Consider the following 21048-nt stretch of genomic DNA (forward strand, 5'->3'; position numbering starts at 1 on the left):
TCTGTCGGAGTCGACCACCTGAGTGGGCGGCCGATTGTGCGAGTGCGTCATCAGCGATGGTCTTCCATGATGATGTCCGCCGCGATCCAAGCCATCGCTTGGGTCGGCGCGTTGTTATTCCCGCCCGGCTGGGTAGGAAACACCGAGGCATCGACAACGCGAAGCTTGGTGGTGCCCCGGACGCGCAACCGATCGTCGACGACGCTGTCCTCGGTGCCACCGATCGCGCAGCCCCCGATCGAGTGGTAGCCGACCGCCTTGGTAAGGCAGTACTGAAAGATCTCCTCGCAACCAAGCGGATGTCCCGGCACGACCTCGGCCTCGACGAGTCCAGCGAAGGGTTCAGTTGCCAGCAGTTCGCGTGCCTTCTCGTAGACCTTGGGCAAGAGAGCCCTGTCGTGCTCGGTCGTGAGGTGGTTGGTAATCAAGCGCGGCTTATCCTTGATGCCCGAGCCGGTGATGTGGATCGACCCCCTGCTTGTCGGATACATCATGTACGCGTTGAGCATCGCGCCAGGGAATTTGTCCACGATCATCCTGCCGGTCCTCGGATGAACGGCAGTGGCCGACAGAGGCGTGAAGAACGCCTGCGTGTCGGGGTGCGGCGAGTTCGCGTCCGACTTGTACATCGCTGCCACGTTGTATGCCCCGTAGGAGACCAAACCCTGCCGAGTAAAGAGGTACTTGAACCCGGTCCAACCTTTCCCGAACATGCTAGAGACCGTGGCGTTCAGACCGGAGTCACCCTTCAGCTTAACCTGGAAGATCAGGCTACAACCGTGATCATTGAGGTTCTCGCCGACGCTCGGCGAGGGAACGACGACCGGGACACCCGCCGCCTTCAGGATGTCTGGATCACCTACGCCACTGCGCTCAAGGAGCAGCGGGCTGTCCAGTCCACCGGCACAGACCAGGACCTCTCGATGAGCCCTGAAACGGACCTTCTTCCCGCGACGTGTCACCTCCACACCGGTAGCCGCCGACCCGTCGAAGGTGACGCGATCCACCTCGGCCCGGGTCAGAACCGTGACGTTCGGTCGGCGTCGAGCAGGCCGGAGAAACGCTTGGGATGCGCTGACACGGAGTCCGCTTCCGATGTTTGCGCTCGCGTAGGCAACGCGCTCCTCGTCAGAGTCGTTCATGTCATCGGTCATGGCAATGCCGTGCTTGCCGAGCGCCGCGATGAAGGTATCGCTCACCGGATCCGGCGGCCGAGCGACGCTCACGGGGACAGGCCCCCCGCTGCCTCGAGCGGGGCTTTCGCCGAGCTCATGATCCTCCAGCGCCTTGAAGGCTACGAGGAACCGATCCCAGCTCCAGCCCTGGATACCGCTGCGCTGCCAGGCTTCGTAGGCCGACGCCCACCCTCGGTTCCAAAACATCCCATTGATGGTCGTCGAACCGCCGAGGACGCGGCCGCGAGGCAGGGACGCGACGTAGCCGGAGGCATCCGGCTCCGCCTCGAACACCTTGGTGTAACGCTTGCTACCCATGGTGTAGAAAAAGCCCTTGGGCACCCGGTGCAACGGGCTACGATCCGATCCTCCCGCCTCCAGGACAAGGACACTCGCGCTGGAGTCTCGGCTCAGACGATCGGCGAGGATCGAGCCCGCTGCCCCGCTGCCGACGATGATGTAATCGAAGGCAGCGGGGCCTGCCCGCCTGCTGGCTGGGTTGGTCACGTAAGGACGTTGGGTCGGACCCAGGCGCCGGCGGGACGAAACGCGAACGTGAAGTCGTGCTCGGGGTCTTTGAACTGCTCGGCCCACTTCTTCTCGTCATCGGAGAGGGGAGTCATCAGCTCGGTGATGGTGGGCGCCTTGATCCGGTTCGCGACCGCCTGCAGGACGTCCAGGTCGAGGTCGAAGGCACGCACCCCGTTGCCGTACATCATCTTGCGGACGGACTCCTCGGGGATTCCGGTCATCGCGTCACGGATTGCGAGCTGGGACCGGATCGGCTCGTTCTCGACCTCTGGGTCCGGGAAGGCCCACGTGCCCTCGCGGTGCGGGTAGTCACTGCCCCAGATCAGCATCTTGTCGAACCCCTGCTCCACGGCCGTCTGCGCCTCGAAGTTTGCCATGAAGCTCACACCGAAGAACACGTTGGACTGCACGTACTGGTTCGGCAGCTTCGGCACCAGGGCCTGCAGCTCCGGCGTGGCGTCCTCCCATGCCTGGTCCAACTCACGCACCGCGTTCTCCCACCACACGCCGCGCCCCTCGGTCAGCAGCAGCTTCAGATCCGGGTAGCGCTCGAACACCTCACCGAAGATCATCCGACCCATCCCGCGACGGTACGGCCAGCTGTCCATCTCCAGCTGCTGGATCGCACCGGCCCGGGGCAGGTTCATCTTCTCCGGGTCGCCGTAGATCCCCGGCGCGCCCACCCCTCCGGAGTGGGTGTTCAGGTGCATCTTGTTGGCCTGGGCGCACGCCCAAAACGGGGCCCACGCCGGGTCGTCGTACTCGGTCAGCCACTGCCTCGGCGAGGGAAAGTTCACCCCACGCAGACCATGGTCTGCACCCCACTGCAACTGCTTGACCGACTCCTCGATGTCCCACATCGGCAGATGCACCAGACCAATGTGACGCTCCGGCTCTACCGAGCAGAAGTCCGCGAGCCATCGGTTGAACGCACGCATCCCCGCCGCAGCGTTCTCCAACTCGTTGGCAGGGATGACTGTACGAACATCTGATGTACCCCGGTGACCCAGAGGGAACGGTTGATCGTTCTGGCTGCCGTGGAAGATCACCTGCACCGCGATTCCATCGCGATCCATGTCGCGGATCCGAGCATGCGGATCGTAGTGCCCCTTGGTCCGACTGTTCAGATCCTGCCGCCGCATACGACCCTCTGTCGGGGAGAACACCGTGTAAGCGTTTTCGGCCTTCTGCTGCTCCGCGATGAACTCATCAAACGCCGGCAGGAACTTCGCCTCGAAGTACGGTCGCAGATCCTCCGCCCGCGGCCCGCAGTGACTATCACCGGACACAATCACAACCGACTCAGAATCCGAACCAGACATCACACACTCCTCCGTCTCGCGCTAGTGGTCATCTCCGGAAGTTCTTCGGGTGTCCCGCACCCCGGGCACGCACCTCGCGGCGTTGCCGACGCTGGCGAGACGACCCGGTATGGCTGCGCGCCGGCGCCGTGCGATGCACGCACCCGGAGCACGGGCCACCCCCGCACAACTTCCGGAGATGACCACTAGTCAGCGCCGCCGCCTCGACAACAACAAAGCCTTCCGTATACTGACTGTATGACCGAGTGCACCACCAGTCAACCCGCATTTGCGAGGTGAGCCGCGTATGACGCGAATTGGAGCGCCACATGCCTAGCCAAGTTAAGCAGCTGGATCGGGTGATCATCCGGTTCGCCGGTGACTCCGGTGATGGCATGCAGCTGACCGGTGACCGGTTCACGCAGGAGTCGGCTGTGTTCGGCAACGACCTAGTGACGCTGCCGAACTTCCCGGCCGAGATCCGTGCTCCTCAGGGGACGTTGCCGGGCGTCTCGTCGTTCCAGGTCCACTTCGCCGACCACGACATCCTCACCGCGGGCGACCGGCCCGACGTCCTGGTGGCGATGAACCCGGCCGCGCTGAAGGCCAACGTGGGCGACCTGCCGAAGGGCGCCGCGATCATCGTAGACAGCCACGACTTCTCCAGGCGCAACCTGGACAAGGCCGGTTATGAGTCCAACCCGCTGGACTTCCTGGGTGACGCGAACGACCCGCTCAGCGACTTCCAGGTGCACACCTTGGACCTGACCGGCATGACGGTCGCAGCCGTGGCGGAGTTCGGGCTGTCCCGCAAGGACGCGGCGAGGGCGAAGAACATGTTCGCGCTCGGCCTGCTGTCGTGGATGTACGGCCGGCCGACCGAGCCGACCACGAAGTTCTTGGAGAACAAGTTCAAGAAGTCACCTGACCTCCTCGGCGCCAACCTGACGGCGTTCAAGGCAGGCTGGAACTTCGGCGAGACCACCGAGACCTTCGTGGTCCGCTACGAGGTCAAGCCCGCCCAGTTGCCGGCCGGCGCATACCGCAACATCACCGGCAACTTGGCGCTGTCCTACGGCCTGATCGCTGCCGGCGTACGGTCCGGGCTGCCGGTGTTCTTGGGGTCCTACCCGATCACCCCGGCCTCGGACATCCTTCACGAGCTGAGCAAGCACAAGTCGTTCGGCGTGACCACGCTCCAGGCCGAGGACGAGATCGCCGGCATCGGTGCCGCGATCGGCGCGGCCTTTGCCGGATCCCTCGGCGTGACGTCGACATCTGGCCCGGGCATCTGCCTGAAGTCCGAGGCGATCGGCCTGGCCGTGATGACCGAGCTGCCGCTGCTGGTGATCGACGTGCAGCGCGGCGGGCCCTCGACCGGTCTCCCGACCAAGACCGAGCAGGCCGACCTGCTCCAGGCCATGTACGGCCGCAACGGCGAGGCACCCGTGCCGATCGTCGCACCGCAGTCGCCCGGCGACTGCTTTGCAGCGGCGGTGGAGGCAGCCAGGATCGCGATCACCTACCGCACGCCGGTGATGCTGCTCTCCGACGGCTACCTCGCCAACGGCTCCGAGCCCTGGCTAATTCCCTCCGTCGACGACCTCCCGGTCATCGACCCCGCGTTCGAGCCGGCCCCTGCGCTCGACGCCTCTCAGACACCCCCGGCCGGCGCGCACCCTCCCGAAGACAGCGGCTCGCTGGCTTCACACCGCCCTCATCCCGCCAGCCGGGGGAGCCAGCCGTTCCAGCCATATGCTCGGGATCCCGAGACGCTGGCCCGCCCGTGGGCGATCCCCGGGACCCCGGGGCTGGAACACCGCATCGGCGGCCTAGAGAAGCAGGACGGCACCGGCAACATCTCCTACGACCCGGCCAACCACGACTTCATGGTCCGGATCCGCCAGGCGAAAATCGAGGCGATCGCCAAGTCGCTGCCACCGCTCGAGGTCGACGATCCGAGCGGCGAGGCAAGGGTGCTGGTGATCGGCTGGGGCTCGACGTACGGACCCATCGGCGCGGCCTGCCGCCGCGTCCGCCGCGCCGGCTTCCACGTCGCGCAGACCCACCTGCGCCACCTCAACCCATTCCCGAGCAACCTCGGCGCCATCCTCAAGCGCTACGACAAGGTCCTCGTCCCCGAGATGAACCTCGGCCAGCTCTCCAAGATGCTGCGTGCCGAGTACCTCGTCGACGCGATCGGCTACAACCATGTGTACGGCCTCCCACTGAAGGCTGCCGAGCTCGCCGACGCCGTCGGCCAGCTCGTCGGTCAGGCCGAGGGCATCGACGTTGACCTCGGCGAACACGGACTAAACCCTCCGGCCGACCACGAGGCCAGCCCCGCGGAGGGGTGGCTCTGATGACCTACGTGATCGCCTCAGCCTGCGTGGACGTCAAGGACCGCGCCTGCATCGACGAGCGCCCCACCGACTGCATTTACGAGGGCAAGCGCATGCTCTACATCCATCCCGACGAATGCGTCGACTGCGGAGCCTGCGAACCCGTCTGCCCCGCCGAAGACGTGGAATTCACCCGCATCAACGCCGACCTCTTCACCAGCAGAGGCTCCCCCGGGCGAGCCTCTGGGACCCACGTCGCCGACCATGACCACCCCGACGTCACCAGCCGACCGGTCCCCGAAGGAGTCCAGGCATGAGCGCCATCGATCTGAGCACGCCGTCGCTGCGCACCGGCACCGAGTCGGTGCCGGCAACCGACGGACCGCAGACCGCCAAAGAGTTCACCTCCGACCAGGAGGTCCGCTGGTGCCCCGGCTGCGGTGACTACGCCGTGCTCAAGGCGGTCCAGGGCTTCCTGCCCCAGCTGGGCCTGCGCCGCGAGAACATCGTCTTCGTCTCCGGGATCGGCTGCTCGAGCCGCTTCCCCTACTACCTCGACACCTACGGGATGCACTCGATCCACGGGCGTGCGCCGTCGATCGCGACCGGCATCGCCACGGCCCGCGAGGACCTCTCGGTGTGGGTCGTCACCGGTGACGGCGACGCGCTCTCGATCGGTGGCAACCACCTGATCCACGCGCTGCGCCGCAACGTCAACATGACGATCCTGCTGTTCAACAACCGGATCTACGGCCTCACCAAGGGCCAGTACTCCCCCACCTCCGAGACCGGCAAGGTCACCAAGTCCACCCCCATGGGCTCACTCGACCACCCGTTCAACCCGGTCTCGCTCGCACTCGGCGCCGAGGGATCGTTCGTGGCCCGCACCATCGACTCCGACCGCAAGCACCTCACCTCGGTGCTCTCGGCGGCCGCCGCCCACCGGGGCACGTCGTTCGTCGAGATCTACCAGAACTGCCCGATCTTCAACGACGGCGCGTTCGACGCGATCAAGAACAACGACACGAAGGCCGACGCGATCATCCCGTTGGTGCACGGCGAGCCGATCCGGTTCGGCGTGGAGGGCTCCAAGGGCCTGGTCCGCGACCCCGAGACCGGTGGCGTGAAGATCGTCGCGACCGGCGACGTCGGTGAGGGCGACCTGCTGGTCCACGACGCCCACAACCCCGACCCGTCCACGGCCTTCGCGATCAGCCGGCTCACCGACTCGGGCTACCTCAACCAGTCGCCCATCGGGGTCTTCCGCCAGGTCGAGCGACCGACCTACGACGACCTCGCCCGGGCCCAGGTCGACGACGCTAAGGCCAAGGTCAACGGCACGTCGACCGACCGGCTCACGAAGCTGCTCAACGCCGGCGACACCTGGCACGTGAACTGACGATCGAAGGACACTGACATGACCAGGCCCGCAGCACCCCAGACCGGGTCGCCCACCCAGATCACATCGACGGATGCGCCGGTCGAAATCAATCACGCACCCGAACGGGACCCGGCGGCGGTCCCTGCGTTCGACCAGGAGCGTGCCGAGGCTGCCGTCCGCGAGTTGCTCATCGCGATCGGCGAGGACCCCGAGCGCGAGGGCCTGCTCGAGACCCCGGCTCGCGTCGCCCGCGCGTACGCCGAGCTGACCGCGGGCCTCCGCAGCCGGCCCGAGGACGTACTCACCACGACCTTCGACCTCGGCCACGACGAGATGGTCCTGGTGCGCGACATCGAGCTCTGGTCGATGTGCGAGCACCACCTGGTGACGTTCACCGGCGTCGCGCACGTCGGCTACATCCCGGCCGAGAGCGGCAAGATCACCGGCCTCTCCAAGCTCGCCCGCCTGGTCGACGTCTACGCCAAGCGCCCGCAGGTCCAGGAGCGGCTGACGACGCAGATCGCCGACGCACTGATGCGGATCCTCGAGGCCCGCGGCGTGATCGTGGTGATCGAGGCCGAGCATCTCTGCATGACGATGCGCGGCGTGAAGAAGGCCGGTGCGCGCACCATCACCTCGGCGATCCGCGGCAGCATGCACAACGCCGCGACCCGCAACGAGGCGATGAGCCTGATCATGCACGGCACCCGCTGACGCCGATTGGTCCGCCCGTGACGCCGTCACTGACGTCACGCGAGACCTGTTTCTCTGCCGGGCCTGCCCTCGACCCAGACGGCGACATCTTTCCCCTCGACGATGGGGCGACCCGGGAGTGACCCGTCTCCGCTCGACGAGGGATGGGGCCGCTCGTACTCCAGGAGCACTCGCCGGCGAAGGTGCGACCGTCGCGCGGTCCGACACCGAGCCAGGACCTCCCACGTGCGCGACCGTTTCGGAGGTCTGAGACGTGGAAGCTGGTCGGATGACACAGCGACCTGCTGAAGATTCAGGCCGAGGAGGGATGCGGCTGATGCGATGAAGACTGAACCGCCCTGGATTCATCGGAGTGTCGGTTGTTTGGCGATCCCCGGGTCGGGGGTCGTCGCATTAGCCTGCCGGTGAAGTGTTTCGAACTTAATCGGTGGCAGGTAGCCGATCGAGGAGTGCAGCCGGGTGGTGTTGTACCAATGGACCCATCGGGCGACTTGCCACTCCACGGCGGAGCGGTCCTTCCAGGTCGGTCCGCCGTCGTTGATGGCCTCGGTCTTGAACAGTCCGATCGCCGACTCGCACGCGGCGTTGTCCAGTGCGTCGCCGACGGTGCCGATCGACCCGGCGATGCCGGCCTCGATCAGCTCGGCGGTGAACGCCACGGACGTGTATTGGGCGGGCTCAACCGGTCGAAGCAACACCAGCCTATTGGAGTAACCGTAGTTGCTCATCGAAGGCCTCTGCTGGTGTTCGCCATCCGAGGGTCTTGCGGGGCCGTCCGTTCAGGGCTGCGGACACGGCATGGAGCTCCTGCTCATCCCAACGTGAGAGGTCGGTTCCCTTCGGGAAGTACTGGCGAAGCAGACCGTTGGTGTTCTCGTTCGTGGGCCGCTGCCAGGGGCTGTGCGGGTTCGCGAAGTAGACCGCGATCCCGGTCTCGATCTTGAACTGGGCGTGCTGGGCCAGTTCCTTGCCGCGGTCCCAGGTCAGGGACTGGCGCAGCTGGGGCCTGACCCCGGATCTTGGACACGCCGAATCCCGCACCCGTGAGGGTGGCGGGGAGAGCGAGATGATCCGAGAATCATGGCCAGGAAGAACTACTCCGAGGAGTTCCGTCGTCAGGCCGTCGACTTGTACGAGTCCACCCCGGGGGCCACGGTCCGCGGCATCGCCGAGGACCTGGGCATCGTGCGGGGCACGCTGCGCGGGTGGCTCGAGGTGTACGGGACCGGCAAGAAGACCGCTGCTGACGGGACGTTGACCTCCAGCCCGTTGCAGTCCAAGCCCACCAGCAAGACGACCTCGGGCCCGGGTGAGGAGTCGCCCGATCAGGAGCTGGCTCGGCTCCGCGCCCGGGTCGCCGAACTCGAGGTCGAGACCACCAAGCTGGCCACCGAGCGGGAGATTCTCCAGCGGGCGGCGAAGTATTTCGCCGGGGAGACGGTCTGGTGAGTCGCTTCCAGTTCGTCGCCGACAACTCCGCCACCTTCGAGGTGAAGCGACTGTGTGAGCTCGTCGAGATCGAGCGTTCGTCGTACTACGCGTGGAAGGCCGGGGCTCCTGCTCGGGCTGAGCGGGCTGCCGCGGACGCCGTGCTGGTCGAGCGGATCCGCGCCGTCCACGACGAAGACAACACTTGCGGGGCACCGCGGATCACCGCCGAGCTCAACGACGGCGCACCGGCCGAGGAGCGGGTCAACCACAAGCGGGTCGCGCGGGTGATGCGGGCCGCGGGGATCGCCGGCTACGTCAAGAAGCGGCGGGTGCGGACCACGATCCCCGAGCAGTCCGATCAGAAGGTCCCCGACCTGCTGAAGCGGGACTTCACCGCCCCCGCGCCCGGGCTCCGCTACGTCGGCGACATCACCTACCTGCCGTTGGCCGACGGGACAAACCTCTACCTGGCCACCGTGATCGACTGCTACAGCCGACGCCTTGCCGGATGGGCGGTCGCCGACCACATGCGCACCAGCCTCGTCGAGGACGCCCTCAACGCAGCCAAGACCACCCGCGGCAGCCTCGCCGGGGCGGTGTTCCACTCCGATCACGGGTCGGTCTACACGAGCAAGGACTACGCCCGGCTCTGCAAGAGTCTCGGCGTCACCCAGTCGATGGGCGCTGTCGGCACGTCGGCCGACAACGCGCTCGCGGAGTCGTTCAACGCGACTCTGAAGCGTGAGGTCCTCCAAGACGCCGCCTGCTGGGCTGATGAGGCCAGCTGCCGCCGAGAAGTGTTCCGGTGGATCGTGCGCTACAACACCCGACGCCGACACTCCTGGTGCGGCTACCTGCCACCGTCCACCTACGAGGCCCGCCGGGCCGCTACGCTGCCAACCGCTGCGTAATCAAACCCTGTGTCCAAGATCCGGGGGTAGGGCCCGCTGTTCGGGCAGGGTGATCATGCTCGCAGCGAGCGCGTCCTTCATCGCGATCGCACCGTAGCCAGCAAGGGGTGGGCCGTTCTTGGTCCGCGGAATGACTCCGTAGCCCTCGGCGCGGGGTAGGTGCACGAGCATGGTGAATCTGGTGGTCCGCTCGACCAGGGTTCCGATCGCTGATCGCTCCAGCCCGATGATAGCCCGAAGAACGACTCGACCCAGGCCTGATCGTTCGGTGTCGATGGTCGGCCGAAGTGCTGTGCGATCCGGGTGCCGGCCATGAACACCGCGGTCGCGTTCGAGGTCATCTGCGGACCGTTGTCCGATACCGCGAGCAGCACCGGGACCGGCTCGTCGTCCTCGCTCAGGGCATCGGGTACGACACCGGTGGCGAGCTCGTCGAGCAGGGGCTGGTCGAGGAGATGTTCCTTCCCGTCGACCACCAGAGCACGGGTGAACGCGACCTCGACCTGGGTCGAGGTCTCCTCGGCCGAGACCACCGTGGCGAGCCAGTAGCGTGAGACGACGTCGAGGACCGCGACCGCGCAGCGCTTGCTGGCCCGGAAGTGGGTGAAGTCGTAGATCCAGATCACGCCGGGCACCAGTTCGGCCCACTCAGGCCACGGACGCTTCTCGCGACGCTCGTGTGCAGGTTGTTCGGGCAGGTGGACGCCGTGGTCGACCAAGACCCGCAACACCGTGGACTCGGAGGCGTAGAACGCCTCCAGCCGTGATCCACGGTGCGCGAGCTTGCGGTGCGAGCGGTCGATCTCGGCCCAGTCGTGGGCGATCTTGAGGATCGCGAGGCGCTCCTCGTCGAGGAGCGCGTGGGGTGCCTGGTCCGGCCCGGGCTTGGCGTCCACCAGCCGTCCGAGCACGGCCCGGGCCTGCCAGCGAAGGACCCGGACATGATCGAGTCCCAGTGTTGCTGCGGCCCGTCGCAGCGACCAGCCGCCCACGCCCGCAGCGTGGTCGACGAGGTCGAGAAGACCGGCCTTGACATCAGCGTCCACGCGCACGGGGATCGGGCCGGCGTTCAGTCCCATCGCGATTTTCCCTTGTGCAGATGCAACTCCACTGCCTGCTCGGTGATGGTGTCGCGTAGCCGCTCGATCTCAGCCTCGGCGGCTTCGAGCTGGACCTGCTCGGCACTCTTGCCAGCCCGGCCCGACGGCCGGCCCGGCGTGGAGGCGGCCAGGGCGTCCAGAGCTCCCTGTTTCGCGGTCTTGCAGACGTGGACGACCGTGGAACGGTCCACGCCGAACTTGTCCGCCGCCTCGCGCTGCGTGGCCTGCTGAGTCAACACCTGCACGAACAACTCGTACTTCTCCGAGGGCGCCAGACGCTTCCTCGACCTACCCCCACCAGCGGTGCGGGACTCGGTTCCTGTCATCTACTCCAACCTTTCAAACGGGAGGACGGTAGCCGCCTCCTGGTTGGGTATTTCAGCCCCGGTTTGGTTCATTAACTCTGACGCAGAACGACTTCGGGCGTTCGGGGCCTGACCCCGGATCTTGGACACGCCGAATCCCGCACCCGTGAGGGTGGCGGGGAGAGCGAGATGATCCGAGAATCATGGCCAGGAAGAACTACTCCGAGGAGTTCCGTCGTCAGGCCGTCGACTTGTACGAGTCCACCCCGGGGGCCACGGTCCGCGGCATCGCCGAGGACCTGGGCATCGTGCGGGGCACGCTGCGCGGGTGGCTCGAGGTGTACGGGACCGGCAAGAAGACCGCTGCTGACGGGACGTTGACCTCCAGCCCGTTGCAGTCCAAGCCCACCAGCAAGACGACCTCGGGCCCGGGTGAGGAGTCGCCCGATCAGGAGCTGGCTCGGCTCCGCGCCCGGGTCGCCGAACTCGAGGTCGAGACCACCAAGCTGGCCACCGAGCGGGAGATTCTCCAGCGGGCGGCGAAGTATTTCGGGCTCTCCTGACTCTTCCGTGGGTGGTTTGAGCGCGCCTGAGAACTGAACACGCCGTTCCCTGCCTAGGTTTCTGAGCTGTCGAAGAACAGGAACCACTGAGCGGAGAACGGCGTGCGGAACGCCAGCCTATGGCGCGCCCTTCTGGGGGTCGAGAAGACGGTCATCGAGAGCATCGAGTTCGATGAGGACGAGGGCGTCGTGGTGGCCGCGGTGCGGCCCACCCGGCGGTCAGCAGGCAGATGCGGACGGTGCGGTCGCCGTTCGCCCTGGTACGACCGCGGCGAGGGTCGCCGGCGCTGGCGGGCGCTCGACCTGGGCACGATCCGAGTGTGGCTCGAGGCCGATGCGCCGCGGGTTAACTGCCGCACACACGGCCCCACGGTCCGGGCTGTCCCGTGGGCTCGTCACGGCGCGGGACATACCCGTGCCTTCGACCAACAGGCGGCGTGGCTGGCGACCAGGTGCTCCAAGACCGCGGTGGTCGAGTTGATGCGGGTCGCGTGGCGCACCGTCGGCTCGATCGTGGACCGGGTGTGGGCCGATGCGTCGGCAGAGGTCGACCTGTTCGCCGGGCTGCGTCGGATCGGGATCGACGAGATCTCCTACAAGCGCGGCCATAAGTACCTCACCGTGGTGGTCTGCCATGACACCGGCCGGCTGGTGTGGGCCGCGCCGGGGAAGGACCAGGCCACCCTGCGCACGTTCTTCGACGCGCTGGAGGCTTCCGGCGAAGGTCGCTGCGCTGAGATCACCCACGTCTCCGCCGACGGGGCGAGCTGGATCGCCCAGGTCGTCGCCGAACGATGTCCGAACGCCGTGCGCTGCGCGGACCCGTTCCACGTCGTGAAGTGGGCCACCGATGCCCTCGACGAGGTCCGCCGCGAGGCCTGGAACGCTGCTCGCGGCGACGTCCGCGCTCACCGTGCCCGCCGCGCCCACGGCAAGGACGTGCAGGCCACCGGCCACGCCAAGGCGGTCAAGGACTCCCGGTTCGCGTTGTGGAAGAACCCCGAGAACCTCACCACCCGGCAGCGGGCCAAGCTCGCCTGGATCGCCAAGGCCGAGCCCAGGCTGCACCGCGCCTACCTCCTCAAGGAAGCGCTCAGGTTGGTGTTCCAGCTCCCGCCGGACGAGGCGCCGGCTGCCCTCGATGCCTGGATCGGCTGGGCCCGTCGATCCCGCATCCCGATCTTCGTCAAGCTCCAACGCACCGTCATCGATCAGAAGGCCGCGATCCTCGCCGCGATCGAGCACGGACTGTCCAACGGCCTGATCGAGTCGGTCAACACCAAGATCCGGCTCATCACCCGCATGGCCTTCGGGTTCGCCTCACCTGGAGCACTCATCGCCTTGGCGATGCTCAACCTCGGAGGCCACAAGCCAGCCCTCCCCGGTCGGATCTGACCCACGGATCAGTCAGGAGGGCCCGAAATACTTCGCCGCCCGCTGGAGAATCTCCCGCTCGGTGGCCAGCTTGGTGGTCTCGACCTCGAGTTCGGCGACCCGGGCGCGGAGCCGAGCCAGCTCCTGATCGGGCGACTCCTCACCCGGGCCCGAGGTCGTCTTGCTGGTGGGCTTGGACTGCAACGGGCTGGAGGTCAACGTCCCGTCAGCAGCGGTCTTCTTGCCGGTCCCGTACACCTCGAGCCACCCGCGCAGCGTGCCCCGCACGATGCCCAGGTCCTCGGCGATGCCGCGGACCGTGGCCCCCGGGGTGGACTCGTACAAGTCGACGGCCTGACGACGGAACTCCTCGGAGTAGTTCTTCCTGGCCATGATTCTCGGATCATCTCGCTCTCCCCGCCACCCTCACGGGTGCGGGATTCGGCGTGTCCAAGATCCGGGGTCAGGCCCCCGTCCTCATCTGAAGAAGTGCTGGACCATCCCGCCAAAGCAGAACGCAGCGTTCGCGGCGGCGATGGAGGATGTGCTGGCGGTCTATGCCCGCGGCTACAACCGGTGCCGACCGGTGGTGTGCATGGACGAGAAGCCTTACCAGCTGCTCAACCATGCCCGCGACCCGATTCCCGCCGAGCCTGGACACGACCTGAAAGAGGACAGCGAGTACGTGCGGCACGGAACCTGTTCCATCTTCTGCTGGGTCGAACCGTTGGCCGGTTGGCGGCGGGTGGACGCGCAACCGCGTAGGACCAAGGTCGACTGGGCTCACCAGGTCCAGCAGCTCTTGGAGGTCGACTACCCCGACGCCGAGCAGGTGGTGCTGGTGATGGACAACCTCAACACCCACAACATCGGATCCCTCTACGAGGCATTCGAACCCGACAGGGCGTTCGCCCTCGCGCAACGCCTCGAGATCCACCACACCCCCAAGCACGGCTCCTGGCTCAACATCGCCGAGATCGAGCTCTCCGCGCTGACCCGGCAATGCCTGGACCGCCGCATCAGCGACCTCGACGTCCTCAACACCGAACTCGCCGCCTGGCAGGCCGACGTCAACGCCGATCAGCGGAAAGTCAACTGGCACTTCACCACCGACGACGCACGAATCAAACTCCGACACCTCTACCCAAAACAGCAAGAATAAGAAGCGACACTCTACTAGTGCCAATGCCGTCAACTTAAGCCGACATGGTGGTTGTCACGGTGGCGCGCCGGTGAGGATGTTGATTCTGGTGTCGGTGTGGTGGCTGGGGCCGCGGAGCCGTCCTCTGGCGGTGTGTGGGGCGTAGTTTGAGATCGCTCGTTTCACCACCCGTGGGGCGGTACGGGCTCGGCGTTGGGGCAGAAGGTCGGCCAGGATCTGGCGTCCGATGGCGCCGACGATGTCGGTGACAGCGCCGGCGATGATCCCGGCCGCTTTGATGATCTGGTCACGTGCGGCGTTGAACGCCACGGTGAAGCTGGCCCGGTCAGGGTCGAGCTCGGGGCGGGCGATCGCGGTGTCAGCGATCGCGATCCTGATGGCCTGGTAGGCCACCAACAGTGCGTAGACCTCTTGCTCGATACCGGTCGGGGTGCGGGCGCGGAGCACTCGCCCGCCCAGGATGGTGGACTTGAGTTCGCAGTAGGTGGTCTCGATCTCCCACCGCTGGTGGTAGAGCCGCACGATCTCCTCGGCCCTGCAGGACTGATCGATGACGGTGGTGATCAGCCGGTAGGACGCCTCGCGCTGGCCTGCGGGAGTGGTGATCGTGATCGTTGCATCGATCACGCGGACTTGGACCGGACCGATCCGCGACAGGTAGGACCCGTCGCCCAGACGGTGGCACACTGGGAGCTTGCGAGCACCACGGCCGTTCTTGGCTCTCATGAGCACGTCGGCACCGGTTGCGGCGATCTGGGTGATGAGGTCGCCGGCCGCGAAGTTGCGGTCGCCCAGCACGATCATCCCCGGGCCCATCGCACCGAGCAGGTCGAGTGCGAACCGGGTCTCGCCACGGCTGGTCGGGCCGAACGTCGCGGCCAGCAGGGTCCGGGTGCCGCACGCGACCAACGCGAGCAGCCGGATCATCGGGTATCCGGTGCCGCCGTGATAGCCCCGGCCCTTGCGGTGCACCCTCAGGTTCGCTTCGGTGTCGGGGCAGCACATCATGGTGCCGTCGATCGCGCACACCAGCCGCCCGCGCCACCACGTGCCCTTCGTGCCAGGGGCCGCGGCCGACGTCGTCAGCAGAGCGAACAACTCTCGCAACGGTGCCGGGCCGACACGGCGGCGTGCTGCGGCCAGCGCCGCGGCGGACGGCCTGGCGAGGGGCCCGAGCGCCGGATCCAGACCCGTGACCAGCCGGGCCCATACCTGCCGGTAGCCGCACTCGGCGAACAGTGCACCGGCAAGGAGGAGGTAGACCACGACCCGGGAGGGAAGGTCACGGGTGCGTTGCTGGACCCTGCGGGTCTGGGCAAGGACCGCGTCGACCATCTCGAACGACACGATCTGGGTCAACTCGCCCAGATGACCCGGTGCGTACACGCTTCGCGAGCGCTCCTCACGTCCAGCGGCGTGGGAACTGACGCGGGAACTGATGTTGGGGATGACATGATGAACAGGCAACGGAGCTCCCGGGGAAGGAGAAGCTTCTTGGTCGTTGCATCTCTAACCCGGGCTCCGTTGCACCCCACGCCGACACGCCGCACTCGGTCCTTGACCGACCCGCCCCGTCCTTAAGTTGACGGCATTGGGACTAGTGTCCTGTCCGGTTGTTCCGGTAGCTATTTGTTGATCGCGCGGCAGTAGCCCGCGAGGCGTTCGAGGATCTCGTCGGCGGTCTTGTGCCATACGAAGGGTTTGGGGTTCTCGTTCCAGGCCTCGACCCAGGCGGTGATGTCGTCGGCGAGGGCCTTGATGCTGCGGTGGGCCGAGCGTTGGAGCTTCTTGGTGGTCAGTGCGGAGAACCACCGCTCGACGAGGTTCATCCAGGAGCCGTAGGTCGGGGTGAAGTGGAAGTGGAACCTCGGGTGGCGCAGCAGCCAGTCGTGGACTGCTGGGGTCTTGTGGGTGGAGAGGTTGTCGAGGATGACGTGGACGTCGAGCTCGTCGGGGACCTCGGTGTCGATCTTGTCCAGGAACGCGATGAAGTCGGCGGCCTTGTGGGACTTGCGCAGGTCGGTGATCACTGTGCCGGTCGCGATGTTCAGTGCGGCGAACAGGTCCAGGGTGCCGTTGCGGAGGTAGTCGTGAGTCGCCTTCTGCGGGGTGGTGGGCAGCATCGGCAGGATCGGGGCCGAGCGGTCCAGGGCCTGGATCTGGGGTTTCTCGTCCACGGCGTACACGGCTGCCGCGACGGGAGGAGACATGTACAGGCCCACGAGGTCGCGGATCTTCTCGATCAGGTCGGGGTCCGGGGAGACCTTGAACTCGTCTTGACGCCAGGGCTTGAGCCCGAACGCCCGCCAGATCTCCGACACGGTCTGCCGGCCGATGCCGTGCCGCTGGGCCAGCTCCCGGGTCGACCAGTGAGTGGCGTCCTTCGGGGTCTCCTCAAGCGTGTCGACCACGATCGCTTCGACGACCTCGTCACTGACCCTGCGTCGCGCACCCGGACGGGGCGCGTCTCCGAGGCCTTCGAGGCGATCAGCGGCGAACCGGTGGCGCCACTTGGCGACCGTGACCTGGTTGCAGCCCAACTCTTCGGCGATCGCGGTGTTGGTCTTTCCCTCGCCGCAGGCCAGCACGATCCGCGAACGCAGAGCCAACGCCTGCGACGACGAGTGGCGCCGAGCCCACCGTTGCAGTGTCTCCTGCTCGTCGTCGGTCAACTCGATCGTGACCGTCGGTCGTCCTGCTCGTCGCATCACCGGCTCCATCCTGTCGAGGCTCTTGCCTCTTCAGAACCCGGCCCAGCCTACGAAATTCCCGAATCCCCGATATTTCTTAGCGGAACAACCGGACGGGACACTAGTGCCATATGGCCTCCGAGCACCTCATAGCGGTTCGGTGTCGGGACTAGGGTCGCCGCATGCGAGTCGACGTGCGGAGCTGCCGGTGACCGCCACGACCGCCGCCGTTGAGCCCGAGCGTTCGAGTCGCTCGGGTGCGATCGTGCTGGTGTTGGCGCTGTGCGGCACGGCAGTGTCGCTAATGCAGACGCTGGTCGTCCCGCTGCTGACGGACTTCCCCCGACTGCTGGACACAACTCCCGATAACGCCGCCTGGCTGGTGACCGTCACACTGCTCACCAGCGCCGTCGCCACACCCATCCTGTCCCGCCTGGCCGACATGCACGGCAAACGCCGGATGATCGTGGTCTCGCTCGTCGCCCTGCTCGCCGGCTCCCTGCTCGGTGCAATGAGTGACTCGCTCGCTGTCCTCATCGTCGCCCGGATCCTCCAGGGATTCGCCCCGGCACTGATCCCGATCGGCATCTCGACCATGCGCGACGAGCTGCCCCCGGAGAAGATCGGCGGCGCGGTCGCCTTGATGAGCGCCACCCTCGGCATCGGCGGAGCAGTGGGTCTGCCGCTGTCGGGCGTGATCTATGAAGCGTTCGGCTGGCAGGCAGTCTTCTGGGGCAGCGTGGCCATGTCCCTCGTGATGCTGGCCTTGGTCCTCACCGTCGTGCCCGAGTCGGGAGTACGGATGCCCAGCCGCTTCGACTGGCTGGGCGCCATCTTGATGTCCATCGCCTTGACGGCCCTGCTGCTCGGCATCTCCAAGGGCGGCGTGTGGGGCTGGACCTCCCAGTGGACCTTGCTGTCATTCACCGTGGCCGTGCTCTTCTTTGCGCTGTGGGCTCCCTGGGAGTTGCGCACCGGAGCGCCACTGGTGGACCTACGCACCTCGACCCGCCGACCGGTGCTGCTCACCAACGTCGCTTCGCTCCTGGCAGGCTTCGCGATGTTCACCAACCTGCTGGTCGCCACTCAGCAACTCCAGATCCCCGCTTCGACCGGCGTCGGGTTCGGCCTCGGAGTCACCGAGGCGGGACTGGCGATGTTGCCCGGCGGGGTGCTGATGGTCCTCATGGCGCCGATCTCCGCGTCGATCACGCGCCACTTCGGTGCACGCACCACCCTGATCGCGGGACTGTTCCTCACCGGCTTCGGGTACGTCGTCCGCGTCCTCCTCGATGGTTCCCTCGTCGAGCTGATGCTGGGCGTCTCGGTCGTCTCGATCGGCATCGCGGTGAGCTTTGCCGCCATGCCGGTGCTGATCATGCAGTCGGTGCCGATCAGCGAGACGGCCGCTGCCAACGGGCTCAACACCGTGGTCCGCTCTATCGGGACATCGACATGCTCGGCAACCGTCGCTGCGGTCCTGACCGCCGGGGTCGTCGCCGGTGGCGCCTACCCCTCCGAAGCGGCGTTGCACTCGATGAGCTGGCTTGCCGCGACTGCGGCGTTCCTCGGTGCCGCCGTCGGGTTCCTCATCCCTGCTCGCGTGGCCCCCGCACTCGCGGCCCGTCCCACGATCTCTGGTGAACGTGCGCCGGTTGCGCGCGGCGACGCCGTACGCCGTGCCGAGGTCGGAACCGAGATCGTCATACGAGGGCGGGTGCAGCGCCCGGACGGCAAGCCTGCCCGACTGGCGGTGGTCTCGGTGCTCGACAGAGGTGGTCGGCAGGCCGATTGGGCACGCGCCGACAACGACGGTCGCTGGTCGGTCGTCCTGCCCGGGGCGAATGAATACCTCGTGATCTGCTCCGCCGAAGGATGGGCTGCCCGGTCCGAGCTGCGCCACCTCTCGCCCGAGAACCCCACATTGCTGAGGTTCGACGAGCGCCTCACGGTCGCCGGGGTGATCTCCCGCAGCGGGTGGCCCATCGACGACGCGCTCGTCGTGCTCACCGACGCATCCGGTGAGTCCGTCGGAGCGACCAGGACGGACGAGGAAGGTCACTACGAGCTCGGACTGCCGCCGCTGGGTCGCTACGTCCTCACGGCGCTCGATCCCAGCAGCGGGTTCGCGCAGTCCGAGGACGTAGTCATCAGCGCCCACCGACGCCGCTTCAACCTCGTCCTCCCCGAGTTGTCCGAGCGAGCGCGGTGAAGGGTACGGCGTCCACACCCTGACCGGAGGGCCGCCGACCGTCCGCGTGAACGCACTAGCGTGTTGGGGTATCGAGCGCCACTGACAGACGGCCCAGATCAAGAACCGTACTGGGCGCATTGACCCGCATGCTTCGACCGTTACCGACAGCCGTGGTGGACAGCATTCACTGCCTTGCATGCTCCTGCCACAGCAGTGCGCCCATCTGCCGGGCTGCGCGACGGCGTAGTTCGTCGACGGCGTGGGTATAGCGCTGGGCGGTGGCCATCTCGGTCCAGCCCATGATGGACATGACGGTGCGGATGTCGACGTTCTGCAGGAGCAGCAGGGTCGCAGCCGTGTGACGGGCGTCGTGGAGGCGGACCTCCTTGACGCCGGCTCGTTGCAGGAGCACCTTCCATTCGGTGCGGTCGCGTGCGGGATCGATCAGACCGCCGGCGGAGGCCGGGAAGACCAGGTCGTGGGTGCTGTCCCAATCGGATCCGGCTGCGAGGCGTCGACGGTTCACGACGGCACGATGAGCCCGCAGCTCGTCGACGAGCGGCTGCGGTAGCACGATCGTCCGCTTCGATGCCTTCGTCTTCGGCTCGACCAGTTGGAGCCCGCCACCGGTCCGGCCCTCACATTCTGCCGCGCGCTTTCGTCCGCATGAGGACGAACCATCGACAGCCTGGCAGCCGTGCTCCCAGGTGTGGCGCTGAACGGCTCGGCGAATACGGAGGACGCTGTCGTCGAGGTCGACGTCGGGCCACAGGAGGCCGAGCGTCTCCCCTTGGCGGAGTCCGAGCGAGAGTGCGATCGACCATCGTGCTGGATGCAGGGTGGATTGGGCGGCGGTGAGGACGCGGCGGCTTTCCTCGACAGAGAGTGGCTCGACCTCGACGTCCTCGGCGCGTGGCGGGCGCGCGACCAATGCGGGATTGGTGGCGAGTCGGCGTCGGCGCACGGCCTCGTTGAGTGAGGAGCGCAGGACGCGGTGGACCCCGCGGATGACGTGTGTCGAGTGGCCCTCCGCCTGCATCCGGCGGTAGTGCTCCTCGAGGTGCTCAGGGCGGAGCTCGCTGAGTCGCCACTGCCCGAGGGCAGGGATGGCGTGGACGCGCATCTGGCTGCGATAGGTCGACAGGGTCTTCCACCGTGCGGTCATGGGGAGCACGGACTCGAGCCAGTGCTCGAGCCAGTGGCCCAGGGTGACGTCGTCCTGGGTCCAGACGAACGTGCCGGTGTCTCGACGGCGCTCAAGGTCGCGGACTGCGTCGCGCAGCTCCCCTTTCGTCCTCCGCTGGACGTGCTTGCGGGCGGTGGTGCCGTCGGGTCTGCGGCCCATGGTGACGCGAGCGTGCCACTTGCCGTCGGCGCCTTGGTAGAGCGTGGAGGTGGTCTGCTCGGCTGTCTTGCGGGGCCTACTCATCGTCCACCTGCACGTCGCCGTCTCGCATACGAACGATGAAGCGCTCGAGCTCGCGGCGCTCGATACGGACCGACCGGCCGAGGTGGACAACGCGGAGCCGGTGGCTGGCGACGTGGCGCTCGACGCTGCGTCGGGCGCAGCGCAGCTGTCGGGCGGCCTCGTCGAGGGTGAGCAGCAGGGTGTCGGCCGCGGTCGTGGTCAGGGGGCTGGGGTGTGTGGTGGTCTCCATGTGACACCAACGTGCGGAGACCCTTTCCCAGCGATCACGGATCCGGGGGGACATGGGGGGACGCTGGCCGATTTCGGGGGGACGCGGCGGGGGGACGCGACCAGCCGCGACTCGGCCCGACGGTGAGGGTCCGAATAGTTTTTGAGCCAGTTTTTGGGCCGAGAAAGGCCCACCCCCCGCTCGGGGAAGTGGGCCTCTGACACCGTTTGCGCAGGT

Annotated in this window: 15 protein-coding genes and 5 pseudogenes; 9 read left to right on the forward strand and 11 right to left on the reverse strand. The window is 66.9% G+C overall.

What is annotated here, in order from left to right; genetic code table 11:
- Nucleotides 1–50: 50 nt before the first annotated feature.
- Both ACUP6Y_RS22645 and ACUP6Y_RS22650 read right to left on the reverse strand, forming a co-directional pair.
- Entirely contained in the window at nucleotides 51–1682 is a 1632-nt protein-coding gene (locus ACUP6Y_RS22645; RefSeq protein WP_462553237.1) for a GMC family oxidoreductase, read from the reverse strand.
- Nucleotides 1679–3028: an amidohydrolase family protein gene (locus ACUP6Y_RS22650; protein ID WP_462553239.1), complete on the reverse strand. Its 1350-nt coding sequence runs from the start codon at nucleotides 3026–3028 to the stop codon at nucleotides 1679–1681. The genes ACUP6Y_RS22645 and ACUP6Y_RS22650 overlap by 4 nt, the downstream gene beginning before the upstream one ends.
- 308 nt (nucleotides 3029–3336) lie before the next feature.
- On the opposite strand from ACUP6Y_RS22650, the gene ACUP6Y_RS22655 reads away from it, so the two are divergent.
- From ACUP6Y_RS22655 to folE, 4 genes are read left to right on the forward strand one after another with little or no spacing between them, the layout of a single operon-like run.
- Entirely contained in the window at nucleotides 3337–5370 is a 2034-nt protein-coding gene (locus ACUP6Y_RS22655; RefSeq protein ID WP_462553241.1) for a 2-oxoacid:acceptor oxidoreductase subunit alpha, read from the forward strand.
- Nucleotides 5370–5666, forward strand: coding sequence for a 4Fe-4S dicluster domain-containing protein (locus ACUP6Y_RS22660; RefSeq protein WP_462553242.1), 297 nt, complete (start codon nucleotides 5370–5372; stop codon nucleotides 5664–5666). Before ACUP6Y_RS22655 ends, ACUP6Y_RS22660 begins: the two co-directional genes overlap by 1 nt.
- On the forward strand, nucleotides 5663–6748 hold the full coding sequence (locus ACUP6Y_RS22665) for a 2-oxoacid:ferredoxin oxidoreductase subunit beta (RefSeq protein ID WP_462553243.1): 1086 nt from the start codon (nucleotides 5663–5665) through the stop codon (nucleotides 6746–6748). The genes ACUP6Y_RS22660 and ACUP6Y_RS22665 overlap by 4 nt, the downstream gene beginning before the upstream one ends.
- Nucleotides 6749–6766: 18 nt before the next feature.
- Complete coding sequence (folE, locus tag ACUP6Y_RS22670; protein WP_462553245.1) at nucleotides 6767–7444, forward strand: GTP cyclohydrolase I FolE; 678 nt, start codon at nucleotides 6767–6769, stop codon at nucleotides 7442–7444.
- Nucleotides 7445–7788: 344 nt separating this feature from the next.
- Here folE and ACUP6Y_RS22675 read toward each other — a convergent pair.
- Both ACUP6Y_RS22675 and ACUP6Y_RS22680 read right to left on the reverse strand, forming a co-directional pair.
- A pseudogene (locus ACUP6Y_RS22675) lies at nucleotides 7789–8118 on the reverse strand (transposase); the annotation flags it as partial.
- Nucleotides 8119–8146: 28 nt separating this feature from the next.
- Nucleotides 8147–8446 (reverse strand): annotated as a pseudogene (locus ACUP6Y_RS22680) (IS30 family transposase); the annotation flags it as partial.
- A 78-nt stretch (nucleotides 8447–8524) separates the two neighbouring features.
- Between ACUP6Y_RS22680 and ACUP6Y_RS22685 the strand changes: the two are divergent.
- A protein-coding gene (locus ACUP6Y_RS22685) for an IS3 family transposase (RefSeq protein WP_462553193.1) occupies nucleotides 8525–9786 on the forward strand; the annotation gives its coding sequence in 2 pieces (ribosomal slippage) (nucleotides 8525–8873 and nucleotides 8873–9786; 1263 coding nt in all).
- 12 nt (nucleotides 9787–9798) lie between these two features.
- On the opposite strand, the pseudogene ACUP6Y_RS22690 reads toward ACUP6Y_RS22685, so the two are convergent.
- Together ACUP6Y_RS22690 and ACUP6Y_RS22695 are read right to left on the reverse strand one after the other, a co-directional pair.
- Nucleotides 9799–10017, reverse strand: a pseudogene (locus ACUP6Y_RS22690) (IS30 family transposase); the annotation flags it as partial.
- Between the two features lie 838 nt (nucleotides 10018–10855).
- The gene (locus ACUP6Y_RS22695; protein WP_462556809.1) at nucleotides 10856–11131 is read right to left on the reverse strand and encodes a helix-turn-helix domain-containing protein; all 276 of its coding nucleotides are present in this window, start codon (nucleotides 11129–11131) and stop codon (nucleotides 10856–10858) included.
- Between the two features lie 263 nt (nucleotides 11132–11394).
- Here ACUP6Y_RS22695 and ACUP6Y_RS22700 point away from each other — a divergent pair.
- Nucleotides 11395–11742: pseudogene (locus ACUP6Y_RS22700) on the forward strand (transposase); the annotation flags it as partial.
- 114 nt (nucleotides 11743–11856) lie between these two features.
- Nucleotides 11857–13149 carry an ISL3 family transposase gene (locus tag ACUP6Y_RS22705; RefSeq protein WP_462551039.1) on the forward strand — a complete coding sequence of 431 codons (1293 nt, stop codon included), beginning with the start codon at nucleotides 11857–11859 and terminating at the stop codon, nucleotides 13147–13149.
- Between the two features lie 24 nt (nucleotides 13150–13173).
- Here ACUP6Y_RS22705 and ACUP6Y_RS22710 read toward each other — a convergent pair.
- Nucleotides 13174–13521: pseudogene (locus ACUP6Y_RS22710) on the reverse strand (transposase); the annotation flags it as partial.
- Here ACUP6Y_RS22710 and ACUP6Y_RS22715 point away from each other — a divergent pair.
- Nucleotides 13520–14290, forward strand: coding sequence for an IS630 family transposase (locus tag ACUP6Y_RS22715; RefSeq protein ID WP_462553246.1), 771 nt, complete (start codon nucleotides 13520–13522; stop codon nucleotides 14288–14290). The pseudogene ACUP6Y_RS22710 and the gene ACUP6Y_RS22715 sit on opposite strands and share 2 nt — an antisense overlap.
- A gap of 54 nt (nucleotides 14291–14344) precedes the next feature.
- Here the strand turns inward: ACUP6Y_RS22715 and ACUP6Y_RS22720 are convergent, their stop codons facing one another.
- Both ACUP6Y_RS22720 and ACUP6Y_RS22725 read right to left on the reverse strand, forming a co-directional pair.
- Nucleotides 14345–15676: an IS4 family transposase gene (locus ACUP6Y_RS22720; protein WP_462550973.1), complete on the reverse strand. Its 1332-nt coding sequence runs from the start codon at nucleotides 15674–15676 to the stop codon at nucleotides 14345–14347.
- Nucleotides 15677–15915: 239 nt separating this feature from the next.
- The gene (locus tag ACUP6Y_RS22725; protein ID WP_462553247.1) at nucleotides 15916–16998 is read right to left on the reverse strand and encodes an IS630 family transposase; all 1083 of its coding nucleotides are present in this window, start codon (nucleotides 16996–16998) and stop codon (nucleotides 15916–15918) included.
- Between the two features lie 106 nt (nucleotides 16999–17104).
- On the opposite strand from ACUP6Y_RS22725, the gene ACUP6Y_RS22730 reads away from it, so the two are divergent.
- Nucleotides 17105–19192 carry an MFS transporter gene (locus ACUP6Y_RS22730; protein WP_462553248.1) on the forward strand — a complete coding sequence of 696 codons (2088 nt, stop codon included), beginning with the start codon at nucleotides 17105–17107 and terminating at the stop codon, nucleotides 19190–19192.
- A gap of 166 nt (nucleotides 19193–19358) precedes the next feature.
- On the opposite strand, the gene ACUP6Y_RS22735 is transcribed toward ACUP6Y_RS22730, so the two are convergent.
- Both ACUP6Y_RS22735 and ACUP6Y_RS22740 read right to left on the reverse strand, forming a co-directional pair.
- Nucleotides 19359–20603, reverse strand: a complete 1245-nt coding sequence (locus tag ACUP6Y_RS22735; RefSeq protein WP_462553249.1) for a tyrosine-type recombinase/integrase — start codon at nucleotides 20601–20603, stop codon at nucleotides 19359–19361.
- On the reverse strand, nucleotides 20596–20832 hold the full coding sequence (locus ACUP6Y_RS22740; RefSeq protein ID WP_462553250.1) for a helix-turn-helix domain-containing protein: 237 nt from the start codon (nucleotides 20830–20832) through the stop codon (nucleotides 20596–20598). Before ACUP6Y_RS22740 ends, ACUP6Y_RS22735 begins: the two co-directional genes overlap by 8 nt.
- Nucleotides 20833–21048 lie beyond the last annotated feature (216 nt).

The organism is Nocardioides sp. S5-5 (assembly GCF_054954065.1).

Bases quoted from the DNA above. Each gene is read 5' to 3' on its own strand.
- ACUP6Y_RS22740 (WP_462553250.1), bottom strand. From the start codon at position 20,832: ATGGAGACCACCACACACCCCAGCCCCCTGACCACGACCGCGGCCGAC.
- ACUP6Y_RS22715 (WP_462553246.1), top strand. From the start codon at position 13,520: ATGATTCTCGGATCATCTCGCTCTCCCCGCCACCCTCACGGGTGCGGG.
- ACUP6Y_RS22735 (WP_462553249.1), bottom strand. From the start codon at position 20,603: ATGAGTAGGCCCCGCAAGACAGCCGAGCAGACCACCTCCACGCTCTAC.
- ACUP6Y_RS22725 (WP_462553247.1), bottom strand. From the start codon at position 16,998: ATGCGACGAGCAGGACGACCGACGGTCACGATCGAGTTGACCGACGAC.
- ACUP6Y_RS22650 (WP_462553239.1), bottom strand. From the start codon at position 3,028: ATGTCTGGTTCGGATTCTGAGTCGGTTGTGATTGTGTCCGGTGATAGT.
- folE (WP_462553245.1), top strand. From the start codon at position 6,767: ATGACCAGGCCCGCAGCACCCCAGACCGGGTCGCCCACCCAGATCACA.
- ACUP6Y_RS22660 (WP_462553242.1), top strand. From the start codon at position 5,370: ATGACCTACGTGATCGCCTCAGCCTGCGTGGACGTCAAGGACCGCGCC.
- ACUP6Y_RS22655 (WP_462553241.1), top strand. From the start codon at position 3,337: ATGCCTAGCCAAGTTAAGCAGCTGGATCGGGTGATCATCCGGTTCGCC.
- ACUP6Y_RS22665 (WP_462553243.1), top strand. From the start codon at position 5,663: ATGAGCGCCATCGATCTGAGCACGCCGTCGCTGCGCACCGGCACCGAG.